Annotated in this window: 16 protein-coding genes and 1 pseudogene; 8 read left to right on the top strand and 9 right to left on the bottom strand. The window is 35.8% G+C overall.

Going from position 1 to position 12,829, the window contains the following annotated elements:
- Positions 1-35: 35 nt before the first annotated feature.
- From METEV_RS05240 to METEV_RS05220, 6 genes are all read left to right on the top strand, one after another.
- Positions 36-674 (top strand): hypothetical protein, encoded by a 639-nt coding sequence (locus METEV_RS05240; RefSeq protein ID WP_013194513.1) that lies wholly within the window; start codon positions 36-38, stop codon positions 672-674.
- A gap of 141 nt (positions 675-815) precedes the next feature.
- Complete coding sequence (locus METEV_RS05235; protein ID WP_013194512.1) at positions 816-2,315, top strand: homocysteine biosynthesis protein; 1,500 nt, start codon at positions 816-818, stop codon at positions 2,313-2,315.
- Between the two features lie 11 nt (positions 2,316-2,326).
- Positions 2,327-2,725: a DUF362 domain-containing protein gene (locus METEV_RS05230; RefSeq protein ID WP_013194511.1), complete on the top strand. Its 399-nt coding sequence runs from the start codon at positions 2,327-2,329 to the stop codon at positions 2,723-2,725.
- A 2-nt stretch (positions 2,726-2,727) separates the two neighbouring features.
- Positions 2,728-3,450, top strand: a complete 723-nt coding sequence (locus tag METEV_RS05225; RefSeq protein WP_013194510.1) for a UPF0280 family protein — start codon at positions 2,728-2,730, stop codon at positions 3,448-3,450.
- A gap of 189 nt (positions 3,451-3,639) precedes the next feature.
- The gene (locus tag METEV_RS12525; RefSeq protein ID WP_013194509.1) at positions 3,640-3,816 is read left to right on the top strand and encodes a hypothetical protein; all 177 of its coding nucleotides are present in this window, start codon (positions 3,640-3,642) and stop codon (positions 3,814-3,816) included.
- Positions 3,800-4,024 carry a MoaD/ThiS family protein gene (locus METEV_RS05220; protein WP_083810113.1) on the top strand — a complete coding sequence of 75 codons (225 nt, stop codon included), beginning with the start codon at positions 3,800-3,802 and terminating at the stop codon, positions 4,022-4,024. The genes METEV_RS12525 and METEV_RS05220 overlap by 17 nt, the downstream gene beginning before the upstream one ends.
- A 26-nt stretch (positions 4,025-4,050) precedes the next feature.
- Here METEV_RS05220 and METEV_RS05215 read toward each other — a convergent pair whose 3' ends face one another.
- The 6 genes from METEV_RS05215 to METEV_RS05190 form a co-directional block, all read right to left on the bottom strand.
- A complete protein-coding gene (locus METEV_RS05215; protein ID WP_013194507.1) occupies positions 4,051-4,431 on the bottom strand; it encodes a hypothetical protein in 381 nt (126 codons plus the stop codon).
- 135 nt (positions 4,432-4,566) lie between these two features.
- Positions 4,567-5,685, bottom strand: coding sequence for a DUF2117 family protein (locus METEV_RS05210; protein WP_013194506.1), 1,119 nt, complete (start codon positions 5,683-5,685; stop codon positions 4,567-4,569).
- Between the two features lie 19 nt (positions 5,686-5,704).
- Positions 5,705-6,763 carry a calcium/sodium antiporter gene (locus METEV_RS05205; RefSeq protein WP_013194505.1) on the bottom strand — a complete coding sequence of 353 codons (1,059 nt, stop codon included), beginning with the start codon at positions 6,761-6,763 and terminating at the stop codon, positions 5,705-5,707.
- A 108-nt stretch (positions 6,764-6,871) separates the two neighbouring features.
- Positions 6,872-7,273, bottom strand: a complete 402-nt coding sequence (locus tag METEV_RS05200; RefSeq protein WP_013194504.1) for a DUF1699 family protein — start codon at positions 7,271-7,273, stop codon at positions 6,872-6,874.
- Between the two features lie 246 nt (positions 7,274-7,519).
- Positions 7,520-8,005 (bottom strand): hypothetical protein, encoded by a 486-nt coding sequence (locus METEV_RS05195; RefSeq protein WP_157197288.1) that lies wholly within the window; start codon positions 8,003-8,005, stop codon positions 7,520-7,522.
- A 154-nt stretch (positions 8,006-8,159) separates the two neighbouring features.
- Entirely contained in the window at positions 8,160-9,392 is a 1,233-nt protein-coding gene (locus METEV_RS05190) for an RNA-guided endonuclease InsQ/TnpB family protein (protein WP_013194502.1), read from the bottom strand.
- Positions 9,393-9,450: 58 nt separating this feature from the next.
- On the opposite strand from METEV_RS05190, the gene METEV_RS05185 reads away from it, so the two are divergent.
- A complete protein-coding gene (locus tag METEV_RS05185) occupies positions 9,451-10,038 on the top strand; it encodes an IMPACT family protein (protein ID WP_013194501.1) in 588 nt (195 codons plus the stop codon).
- A gap of 33 nt (positions 10,039-10,071) precedes the next feature.
- Here METEV_RS05185 and METEV_RS05180 read toward each other — a convergent pair whose 3' ends face one another.
- Genes METEV_RS05180 through METEV_RS05170 form a run of 3 tightly spaced genes read right to left on the bottom strand, consistent with a single transcriptional unit; the run spans position 10,072 to position 11,552 of the window.
- Entirely contained in the window at positions 10,072-10,593 is a 522-nt protein-coding gene (locus tag METEV_RS05180) for a DJ-1/PfpI/YhbO family deglycase/protease (RefSeq protein ID WP_013194500.1), read from the bottom strand.
- Between the two features lie 27 nt (positions 10,594-10,620).
- Positions 10,621-10,989, bottom strand: coding sequence for an Mth938-like domain-containing protein (locus tag METEV_RS05175; protein ID WP_049891268.1), 369 nt, complete (start codon positions 10,987-10,989; stop codon positions 10,621-10,623).
- Positions 10,990-11,012: 23 nt separating this feature from the next.
- Positions 11,013-11,552, bottom strand: a complete 540-nt coding sequence (locus tag METEV_RS05170; RefSeq protein ID WP_157197287.1) for a methyltransferase — start codon at positions 11,550-11,552, stop codon at positions 11,013-11,015.
- Positions 11,553-11,705: 153 nt separating this feature from the next.
- Here METEV_RS05170 and METEV_RS05165 point away from each other — a divergent pair.
- A pseudogene (locus tag METEV_RS05165) lies at positions 11,706-12,798 on the top strand (RNA-guided endonuclease InsQ/TnpB family protein).
- Positions 12,799-12,829 lie beyond the last annotated feature (31 nt).

Here is a 12,829-nt window from a genome sequence, read left to right as displayed (position 1 = left end):
AAATTTAATCAAGATGTTATTAAAATCAGTTAAATATGGAGAATAGACCTGAGAAAGGTTACGAAAATGAATTTTCAGAATTAATCAAATACACAATACCCGGTTATCTTATAGGCATTGTAATGGCAAGTTTACTGGATTATTATGGTTACCAACAAAATCCACTGGGTCATTGGCTGGTTCGTACATTTTCCGGTGAAGGAGAAAGCATCTTTGAAGGTATATATTCAATTAAACAGAGGTTAAGCGGGGCTTTGGGTTCTATTTCAGAAGCGTATGGATGGGGTAAACTTTCAGGAATGAGTATTCCATGGATAATCGACCTTTTTAGTCACCTTGCAGGTGTTAATATCTATGGCGTAGAAGGTTTTTATATACCCTATTTTTACGCTTTAAGCGATCAGATAGGTGCAAACATTTCCGGATTATATTATCTGAAAAGGTCTGAATATTCATGGCTTAAAGGCATAAAAAGATACATACATCATCCAGTTATGGTATCAAGCCTTATTGTTATAATAATCGTTCCGTTAGGATTGCTATTAGCACGTATCATTGGATTCAGCCCTACCAACCAAATCTATACTGCGCTTGAAACTATCGCTGCAAATCTTTGCTGGGTCCCACCTGTTGTCGGTTGGGTGTGGATTAAATATAATAATAAAAAATTATAAAACCCTCGCTTGAGTTAATTAAAATACATAACTTTTAATTGGTTTGACTTTGTTTTTATAAGTAGTTCTATATAATTAACCATATCAGTTATTCTAAAAACACAGTGTCACGAATTATCGTATTATAACAGAGGTAGCTTCATGGTTGAAAAGTCAATTGAAGAAATCAACAATAAAATCAAAGACGGCAGTGTTAATGTTGTTACTGCCGAAGAAATGGTAGATATCGTATCAGAACTCGGTACAGAAGGTGCTGCACAAGAGGTGGATGTTGTTACTACTGGAACATTTGGAGCCATGTGCTCGTCTGGTGCGTTTTTAAATTTTGGTCATGCAGAACCACCCATCAAATTCCAGAAAATCTGGCTAAACGATGTAGAGGCTTATGCAGGGCTTGCAGCTGTTGATGCGTATATAGGCTCCACTCAATTGTCTGAAACTGCCGGCATGGAATATGGGGGGGCCCATGTTATTGAAGACCTCATAAGTGGAAAATCAATAGATGTGCATGCAAAATCCTATGGTACCGATTGTTATCCTTTAAAAATACTGGATACTACATTAAATATCAACGATCTAAATCAGACCACTATGGTCAACCCCCGAAATGGGTTCCAGAAATACAATGTAGCTACAAACAGCACAAACCGCACATTACATACCTATATGAGTACATTACTTCCAAACCATGGAAATATTACCTATTCAGGTTCTGGTGTCCTTTCTCCGTTATCGAATGACCCGAACTATGAAACAATTGGAACCGGTACACGGATTTTTATAGGCGGTGCACAGGGTTATGTTGTTGGAGAAGGGTCCCAGCACAACCCGGAAGTTAACTTCGGCACTCTGATGGTACAGGGCAATCTTAAGGATATGAACCCTGATTATGTTCGCGGTGCAAGTTTTTACGGTTATGGAACTTCATTGTACATGGGTATAGGAGTGCCTATACCGGTTCTGAACGAAAGAATTGCTGAAAATACAGCCGTCAGAGACGAAGATATCGTTACAAATATACTGGATTATGGAGTACAGAGTAGAGACCGTCCCAAACTGAGAGAAGTGACCTATGCAGAACTAAAATCCGGTTATGTAGACCTAAACGGTAGAGAAGTTCCTACATCACCGCTTTCAAGTTTTAAAACTGCAAGGCTGATTGCTGAAGATTGTAAAGACCAGATTAAAAACGGTGAGTTCTTTGTTACCGAACCTGTACATAGACTGCCCAACAAGGGTGTATTCAAACCAATGAAACAGACCATGAAAAAACCACTTGTTAGAGAAATAATGGCTCGAAATGTTGTTACCATCCAGCAGGACAGTTCTTTCCATGAGGCTGCAAAAAAGATAATGGAGAGTACTTTCGACCATCTTCCTGTGGTATCAGAAGATTCCAAACTGGTTGGTATTGTTACTGCATGGGATATATCAAAAGCGGTTGCACAGGAAAAATATCATATTGTAAAGGATTTCATGACAAGGGATGTGGTTACAGCTACAACAGAGGAAACCATAGATATTGCCGCTCACCATATTGACCAAAAAGAGGTATCCGCTTTACCTGTAGTAGATAATGAAAGACGTGTTGTGGGCATTATTACAAGCAATGATATAAGCAAATTACTTGCAAGTGAGTAAAGAGGTATTAAATGAAAATAAAAATCAATGTTTCAACCGACAGAATCGATAAACCAATTGTTGCAGAATCTATACTTGAAACTGGAACTTTATTAAATATCTCTCAGGCACATTTTGATTCAAGTCACGGAGAAATCGTGGCAGATGTCCCACAAAACGATTTTGAAAATTTTAGAGACTCCTTAATATCCAAAGGTGCAAAAGTTATACAGCTGGATTCTCCTGTAAACCGAGATGACGATGAATGTGTTGACTGCGGTGCCTGTGTGTCTATATGTCCCAAAAACGTATTCAAGATTGATGAAAATTGGAATGTGAACATGGAACCTGAAAACTGCATCCAGTGTGGTACATGTATTAAAACCTGTCCACATGGTGCTTTAAGTATTCAAAATTTAATGGAACAATAAAAATGCCGTATCGAGAGAAGTTTCAACTAAAAGAAACCATTGTAACCATTATTGCGGATTATTCTTCAAGTATAGAAATCGCAAAAGATACTATAAAACTACACCGTTCCAAACTGGAGCGATATATCGAATCAGACCCATATTTTAACACAACCCTTGAATCTTATGATCATAAAGAAAAAACTCCTGAAATTGTCCAGAGACTTATCAGTGCCAGTAAAACAATGGGTATTGGTCCCATGAGTGCAGTTGCCGGTACTATTGCATCCCTTGCCGTTGAAGCCATGAAAGATGCAGGAGAAAATTTTGCAATTGTAGATAATGGAGGGGATATTGCACTTATTAACAATAGACCTGCAACCATAGGAATATATGCTGGTTCATCTGCCTTCAAGAACCTTGCATTCAAAATGGAACCCAGAAATACAATTACCGGTGTATGTACTTCCTCTGGGACAGTTGGTCCATCTATAAGTTTTGGAATGGCTGATGCAGCAATTGTATTTTCTGACAATGTATCTCTTGCAGATTCTGCTGCTACTGAACTGGGCAACGCTGTTACTGATGTGGGGAGGGAATTTGTCGAAAATTCATTCGGTGTGGTTGAAAATATTCCCGGTATAAAAGGTGCAGTTGTCATTCAGGGAGAACATATGGGTTTCTGGGGTGAAGTTCCAGAAATGATACATGCAAATATAGACTACGACTGTATTACAAAAGGCTGATGCATTTAGTTTATGCTGTCATTGAAAAAGTATATAAAAATGTTTCTATAAATTGGTATATAACTTAAATCTTAATTTTAACTTGTATGTATACCAATCTTAAATCTAAAATTCTGCTGATAATATATAGTCAAAATTACAAAAGATTAATAACCATCACAAACAAAGTATAAATTGAGGTGGCTTTGAATGTCAAAATATAACAAAAGACATTATGAGCGTAAAGGTTCAAAAAAGGAAGAAGAGTTGGAAGAGAAACTAATTAATGAAAATATTGATTCCTTTGAAAAGGTAGAAGAAGAGGGTGGTGAGCCACTTACCGAATCTGAATACGAGTATGAGTATGGACATGAACAGGAAGAATGATATCACAGTTGATGTTAAAATCGTTCCTGATGATAATTCAGAACAATCTGTAAATATTGAAAAAGGAGCGACATATGAAGATTTACTCAAAAAACTTGACATTAATGAAGAATCAGTTATTGTTTTAAATGATGGAAACGCCACTCCAATTGATGGAGTGATCGAATCCGGAAAAATCCAAGTTTTAAAAATAACATCAGGTGGGTAAACCAAAAAATGGTATGTGAAGATGTTTTACATCTTTGAACACATACTTTTTAGTTTATTAGTTGCTGACAAAGCCTCCTGATTCTTTTTCAGTATTTTTTGTTCGTAATATTTGATAATGTCCTCAAGAGGGGTAGTCAGTTCATATATTTTGGTTGGTCTACCCTTACCTGCTGTCTTTTTATTATAGATATTTATCCAGTTGTTATCACGCATTGTCCGCATGGCAATACTTACTTCCGGCTGCCTTAAACCGGTGCACATTTCAATTTCCTGTGATGATGCGCGTTTAACATTGGACAAATATGTCAGTGCAGTTGCTACATTGCGTGACATTCCAAGGCTTTTCAAAGTATCTATAAACTTATAGTCGTTCTCATCTAATATATTCACTTCAAAATCTTTCATTTATAAATAAACCCCCATTGTATAGGTACAAATATATTTATTTAAGAGTTTTAGTAAACCCCCGTCTACAATATTTATGTTGATCATTATTATATTTAAACTTTTAGATTTTTATCTGTCTTAAAATTTGCAGAGTTAGTATTGAATAACAGATTCAATAATCTCTTTACCTAAATATATTATTTCCCTTTTAAAAGATTCCATTGTATCAAAATCAACTATTTTATCCCCCCTAAAGATTTCATTTTCTATTCGTTTACCCAATATATCGTCATATCCGGGTTTTAACTTTAATATACATGTGCCGGGATAAATACACATATTTTGATATTCCTCATCCCTGTCACCATCTACAATACCTATTACAGGAACTGCAAATCTATAAAATATATCTGCTGCTACTATTGTTGTATCATCACCTATTGTAACCGCCATATCTACCTTAAAATCTAAGTCAAAACAGTTATCAGCGTCATGATCAATTAAAACCACTCTAAAACCATTATTACTTCCAGTACTATTATATTTAACCTGTGGAGAATAATTACAGCTACGTCTTAACAAACCTGTTTTTATCCATGCATTTTCTATATCTACAGGCACTCTTTTATCATACTTATGAAGTTTTTCGACCCCATGTTGCTTTATAGTTCCGCCTTCAATTGATTTTATGAAACCATTGTCTGCAACGATGGTTACTTTATTTGATTCAGCTCTGCCTATTATGATTCCGTTTAAAAATACACACTCTCCGGGCGACACACCGGAAATCTCTCTTTTTATAGTTGAACCACATTTATAAATACCAGAAACAATATTCATCGGAGTTGAAATTTTTAAACCCAACAAATCAGATAGGGATTTTGCATGGTTTGTAGAATTTTTTGTCCATGGAATTATTACCCCGCTTCCCTGTGTTTCAATCTGTAAAACCGGTAATTTGGGATTATCCAATTTTTCTATCACCATGTTTCCAAATATGTGACCATTATCAACAGATTTAGATTGAGTTAATAGACATACTATATCACAATTTTCGATTTTTTCCAGATATCTAATACTTTGGCTTGGTTTCAAACACCCGGTTATATCAATCAGATTTTCAAGACCTGCATCAATGACTGCTGTTTTACCCATTGACCCTCCAAGTTGAGCGTTCAAACTATCATACAATGATGATAATATATCCAGTATTAATTTAGACTGCCCCGAATCTACAACCTCTGGACCATGAACAACTACTCCTATTTTCATAACTAACCATTTGGTGCATTTATGTGTATATAACCTCTGATGGATTATACTGGGTTAACAAGGTTGTTATAAACAAAATATAAACCAACAATAAAAATACTCCTTCAGGCCGCTTTAATTCCCATTGAGTCCAGACAAACAACAAAAGGATTGCGCTGAGAAATATCATAAAAGGCATAATGAAAAATAAATCAGTTCCTACAATACCAAGTGGTACCACCAGACCAGATAAACCCAGTATTAGAAAAGTGTTTGTAATGTTAGAACCAATAACATTTCCAAGTATCAGGTATCCATAACCTTTTTTAGCCGATGTTGCTGTGACCATAAGTTCCGGTAGAGATGTTCCCAGAGCTACCAGACTTATCCCTATAATTGTGTCAGAAATATTAAAAATATTGGCAAAATAAACAGCCTGCTGGATAAAATATCTTGCTCCAAGTATTACTGCAAAACCACTGATAGATAGTATCACAAAAGGTTTTAATAGTTTTTTGTTATTTCTATCATTTATATCAGTTGATGTTGTAGGTTTCATTCGCTTTTTGATGGTTTTAAGATATTTGAACTTGATAGAATATCGTAGAAATTCTTCAATATACGATTTTTTGTCTGAATCATTAGACCTGTAAGGGTCCCATGAATAGAATATATACGATAGGTATAAAAAAAGGAATATAATCGCTTCAAACCGGGAGATATAGTAATCCAAAGAAAATACAAAAAACAGTATCACTGCAAAAAGCATAATGTAGCCGTCTTTTTTCAGTATTTTTCTGTCGGTTTTTATATTTGCAAACAATACTGCAAATCCTACAACAAGTGCAATATTTGCAATATTTGACCCGATTATATTACCGATAACTATTTCCTCTGCTTGCTGGAACACAGCTGCCATGGATGAAGCAAGTTCTGGTATGGACGTTCCTATAGATACAAGAGTCAACCCTATAACAAATTCTGATACTCCAAGTAGTTTTGCTATTGTGGAAGCATATTCAACAAAATAATCTGAACCTTTAACAAGAGATAATAAAGCAGTAATAAGTATTATCAGATTTAAAATCATGGGTTCCATATAAAGTGGTTTATTGAAGTTAGAGTGTATAAATAATAAACGCAATTGATATCAATAAAAACCCATGAAAATACAGATTAGATAAGTATATGATAAAAAAAAGAAAAATCAGGCTTTTTGCCCGACGAGGAACTTTACAAAATCCGAACTCAAATTCGTTTCTTTTTCCATCTTTTCCACAATTTTCTCTTCATCTATTCCTTTTTCTTTTAATTCATCAATCTTTTTGTAAACGTTTCTGGAAACTTCAGAATATTCATTAATATCTTTTCTGTGTCCCCAGACATCTCCTTCAAGAAGGTCAACACCCTGCATTTCCAGAAACATTTTTGCAGATTCAGATAATGTTTTTTTATAGGAACTTGGAAGGTGCAATACTTTAAGGTTCGGACATTTTGATACAATAGTAAATATGTCGGTGTTGGATGGTCTGAACGCAAGATGCACTATTTCCTCACTTTCATCCAGATTTTCTATTTCATCTTTTGCACTAACTACTCGAATTTTCATAAATATCCCTTACTATATTGCTTTTTACCGTGGTTTAATTTTTTTTAAACACGGTAATTAAAGTTATAAATGTTTTAGTTTTCATCATATAAATATTATTTTGTTGTTAATACGGTACTGTTCAGTTAATGGAACATATTAATCTACTTTAGATTTTTATTATTTCTTAGAATAACGATTTAGAACTGTAAATCAGGTGAAAAATTGTCTTAACTGAACAGTGCCGTTAATACTGTGATAAAATAGTCAAATTCCAAATACAGTTGAAGCTCCGCCGCAGATGTTCATACATGTCTCGACTGATTCTTTTTGACCGGTGAGCATAGAATCAATATCAAATGAAAAATCATCAATATAGGTTTCATTCGGCAGCATGGCTAATATTATATCCTTGTTTACGTTGTTTATGTCATCATAAACAGTTTTTATGTAAATTGCATATTTATACAGTACTCTGAAAACATGAGGAGCATCCATTCCTATGAAATCGTATTTTTTATCAATATTGAACAATTTGCATTGAGAAAGGTCTGTATTTGTTATATTAAGCCAGTTTTTAATCAGGTTTCTGTTTTGCTGGGAGTTGTTTTCAAGTATGTCCAGTTCATCCTTATATTCACCCATGAGCTCCAGTCTGGCATCACATATTGCAAGCTGTTCAAATTCTGCTTCCATCCAGTACAATTTTTGTAGTTGATATATCAATATCTCTGAACTTTTTATAATCGGCAAATTATCTACCCGACAACAGATTAATATAATTATTAATAAATTACTTGGTAGAAGGGATACCGTTGGCTGAATGTAAAAAACTTAAAAATACAGGTGAATCCCGTAAAGATGTGAACTACCGCTGAGCTAAAGACTCAGCGGCTTCGGAAGAAGGTTACCAGGAAAGTTTTATTCTTCCAGGGGAGTTCACATCCCCACTATCAGCTATCCCTGCAAGGGAATCACCGAATACCTTTCTTAAGATGTTCAATGCTCCGTTGATATCGGCATTGATCAGCCTACCTGTTGATGACTGGAAGATGCCTCGTTTCGATCTCCTACCAAGATATTTCTTATGTTTTCTGATGGGTTCTAATGCCAGTGCATCAACTTTGCTGGTATAAGCCTCATCTACTTCATGGTATTTTATACCGTGATACTCACACTTAGAAGCCAGTTTCTGTTTAAATCTGGCAAACGGTATAGTCTGGAAATTCTGATTATTCTGCTTCCCGGTGTTCTGTTCCTGTTTGATTTCTTTCAGTTCTCCTATAACTATATTGCCAATCCGATTTTCCAGACAGTGTTTCACGATATAATTAACGCACTGGTTCATGAAATCATTGATTTTCCAGAATCTTTTCCTTGAGAATTGATTAATCTTTAGTCCATCATCAAGACCCTGTTTATCATAGACTGATTGTAACCTACTCTTCTCCTTGTTCCACCAGCGGTTATAAGATTTGATACCCCTGCCGTCTAATATGAAGGCAGTCCCGTTGGTCGTCACGCAGGTTGCAAAGTTGTCCACACCAAGGTCTATCGATAGATGACTGTTATAATCCAGTTCAGCAATCTCCCCGTCTTCATGGTAGACATACTCTATCTCGAACCATCTACCCTTGTATTTCGGGACAATCCTGACCATACTGATGTATTGACCTATTATATTGTCAGGAATCTTGAAATACAGAAATCTAGTTCCATAAGTTCTATAATAATCAGTACCCAATGATAGCCTGATTTTGTCGTCGATAACCTTCAGTTGATCCTTCTTGAAAGTACATATGAAGTTACCATCTTTAGCCAGATAGTTCGGGAGAGAAACGGGTTTTTCATATTCTCCTTTTCTCTTCTTATCCAGAAGTTTGAAGAACGATTTCATACTCCTATCCACAGTTTCCACAGTATTCTGGGCGACCTGTGATGGTAGTAATCTGTAATTCTCGTTCTCTTTGACCGTGTGATAAGCGGTATTCTTATTGAGATATTTGCCATAGTTGAAGAAGTACTGCCTGATATTGTACAATGTAAAATTGTACAGGTTCTTGGACAGTTTGGTCAACCTCTTCAAAGTTTCATAGGTCTGCTTATCAGCACGGAGATGATTCTTCTGGGTTAGATACATGCATTATACAATCATTTAGCAAAATACTTATCTTTTTTTGACTATTTATCATACCCCGATGCTAAATACATCAGGGTTTTTCTTTTTCTTTATAAAAAATTCTGTCTTTCTGGGATATGCTGAACCGGTAAATGGAGAAACAGAAGCCAGAAAATTTATTGAAAAAATTAAAAACCGTCATAAAGACGCAGCCCATAATGTTTCAGCTTATATAATAAAAAACAGTAACGAACTCACTGTTAAATATGACGATGACGGAGAACCTGCTGGAAGTTCAGGAAAACCTGTTTATAAAGTTATGGACCTTAAAAATATCCAGAATGCTGTAGTAGTTGTTTCACGTTATTTTGGAGGGATTAAGCTCGGATTTGGCGGTCTTACACGGGCTTATAGAGAGACTGCAATTGAAGCTATAGAGAATGCTGGAATTACTAATATATGCAACAGAACTCGATTAAAAATTCGTTTTGATTATTCATGCATAAAAGACGCAAAAACCTTGATTGAACAGTACGGAAAAATAGATGAAGAACATTATTTTGATGTAGTAGAATTTATTACTGATATAAACGAGGATTTAACAGATGATTTTGTTCAGAAGTTAAAAAGCATTACAAAAGATAAAGTAATCATCCAATATCTGTAAAAAAGGAAAATAGAACAGTTTAAATTTACATTTTTAGCTCAAAGCATCCAAGACCGCTTCTCCAAATTGTTCTGCATAATCCGGTCCTTTACCGGTAATGATGTTTTCACAATTAACTACTCCCTCGTTTTCATAACATGCTCCGCATTCTTTGACCTCGTTTATACTGTTGGGATCATCGAATACTGTTACATTTTTGCCCTCCAGTATTCCGGATTTTGCAAGTACTACTGGAGATACACAGATTGCAGATACGATTTTGTCATCTTTATAGGCTTTGTTTACAAGCTCATGAAGTTGTTCATTGTCCCACAGATATTCTTTTGATCCCGACCCTCCGGAAATAACAATAGCATCATAATCATCCATGTCTGCATCTGATATTTTTATATCGGGTTTTGCAGTTCCACCCAGCATTCCAGTCGCAGTTTTTGTATCAGTACTTGCAACTGTAACATCTACCCCGTTGTTTTCAAAAACCTTTTTAGGTTCAAAAAATTCCTCATCTCTAAAATTTTCCTGTGCTATAACCATCAGTACTTTTTTCCCAGCCATTATTATCACCTCAATCAGTTATTCCTATTAACATGTAACATGAAAAATTCCAAGTACTTTATTTTTTGTTTGTATCTTTTGATTGAAATCATTTATCGCTTCAGGTGTTTTCCTGTTTATGACCTCTACTCCTTTATCTTCAAGCATTTTCTCTGTTTCATCAAGAAGCTGGAGTACACCATTCTGACCGTTACCAACCACTACTGTATCAATGTTATCAAGATTTTTTAAATATTCCTGCATTTCTTCTTTACAGAGTTTATGTCCTGAACCATATTTATTTTTGGATATTTCTTTCATCCTTTTTTCAATTTTTTGAGGATAGATTACTACATCATGCCCGTATTTTTTACCATCAATTGTTATGCTTCCAAACTCAGTTCCATCGATTTTCATAAAACCCCAGAGTAAAATATTAATCATAATCTATATTTAAGAACTCTGCATACCAGCCCTCCAATATAGACTTCCCTGTACCATAGAGGACTGCAGGGCGCTTTGTTTTCAAATTCTTTGTTGCCAGATATAATTATAACAGAAACATTACCTAATTCTGATATTCTATTCCAGAATTTGACAGCTATATTACTGACCGAATCAGGGTCTTTTAACCTTAAACCAAATGGAGGATTGGATATAATAAACTCGGGTTTTTCTTCTGGTTCAATATCTCCTACATCTGAAAGACCAAATGTTGTTAAGTGGGATATTCCAGCTTTTCTGGAATTTTGTTTTGCTTCTGCTATTGAATTAGGAGAATTATCAAAACCCATCAACATGAGAGATTTATTTTGTTCATTTTCAAGGCATTCGTTTTTAACTGAAAGGTATTCATGACGATTAAAAAAACTCAGGTTTTTAAAAGCAAAATCATCTCTGTGTTTTGCCGGTGATATATTATTGTGCAAAAGTGCTGCTTCTATCAGAATTGTTCCTGTACCGCACATAGGGTCTAACAAAGATTCACGAAAAAATGAAGCAGGAAGCCAACAGTTTAAACTTCGTTTAAAGAGTGAGGAATGCGTCTAACTATTAAATAAACCATTAATGACCAGCAGTAACATCTCTGTTTCATAATTAGTTTATATGTGTATTACAAATTTATAGATATCATGCTCCTGACTCTGAAAGTCAAACTGAATCCCGATAGAGAACAACGCGCTAAACTATTGACAACCATGAAAAAGTTCAACGAGGCCTGCAACTATGCTTCTGAAGCTGCATGGCACAACAAAAAATTCGGTAAAACCGGGATTCAGAAATTGACTTATTATGACATCAGGCAGGAATTCGGTCTATCTGCTCAATTGACTGTCAGGGCAATCGGTAAAGTAGCTGAAAGCTACAGCAAAGACAGAAAAACCATATACAAATTCGATAGAAGAGGTGCTGTGGTCTACGACCAGAGGGGTACTGTCGTTCAAAAATAACAATAATGTGTCCATTCTTACTCTGGATGGTCGTGAGAAGATTAGTATTTCTTACGGTGATTTTCGACTATTTGACATAAATAAAATTCGAGGTCAGGCAGACCTGATTTATGAAGATGGTAACTTTTACTTGATGCTTGTGATGGAAGTGGGTGAAAACGAAGTTAGGTACAACGATGATGTCCTAGGTGTAGACCTTGGTGTAGTCAATATAGCAACCACTTCTGATAATGAAGTTTACAAAGGCACAAAAGCAGATGAGATACGAGAGCGATATACCAGTCTAAAATCGAGATTGCAGTCAGCTGGAATGTGGTCCGCCAAGAAACACCTCAAAAAATTATCCAAAAAGGAACGCCGGTTCAAACGTGACTTGAACCACCGGGTTGCAAAACAGTTGGTCAGAAGCGCTAAAGACACGTCCCGGGCTATTGCACTGGAAAACCTCAACGGTTTTCTTCCGGAGGCTACGGTTACTAAAGCGCAGAGAGGTAGGTTGGGTAAATGGGCGTTCTCTGAATTGACCGATTTTATATTATACAAAGCAAAACTGGAAGGAGTACCTGTTATAATCATTAACCCGATGTATACCTCGCAGCAGTGTTCTGAATGCGGGTACATCGATAAAAATAACCGTCAGAAACAGGCTAACCTCAAGTGTAAGAGATGCGGTCATAGAGAGAACGCTGACTACAATGCTTCGAAGAACATTGCGCACAGGGGAGCTGTCAGCCTTCCTGATGTCCTCTGCTTAGCTTCTGCTTGTCGAAGTTAAGAGATGGAAGGACAAGCTAACCACTTCAGTG

Source organism: Methanohalobium evestigatum Z-7303 (assembly GCF_000196655.1).
GTDB classification, from domain to species: domain Archaea; phylum Halobacteriota; class Methanosarcinia; order Methanosarcinales; family Methanosarcinaceae; genus Methanohalobium; species Methanohalobium evestigatum.
Note: the sequence above shows the minus strand (reverse complement) of the source record. Positions and strands in the feature narration are given on the sequence as shown.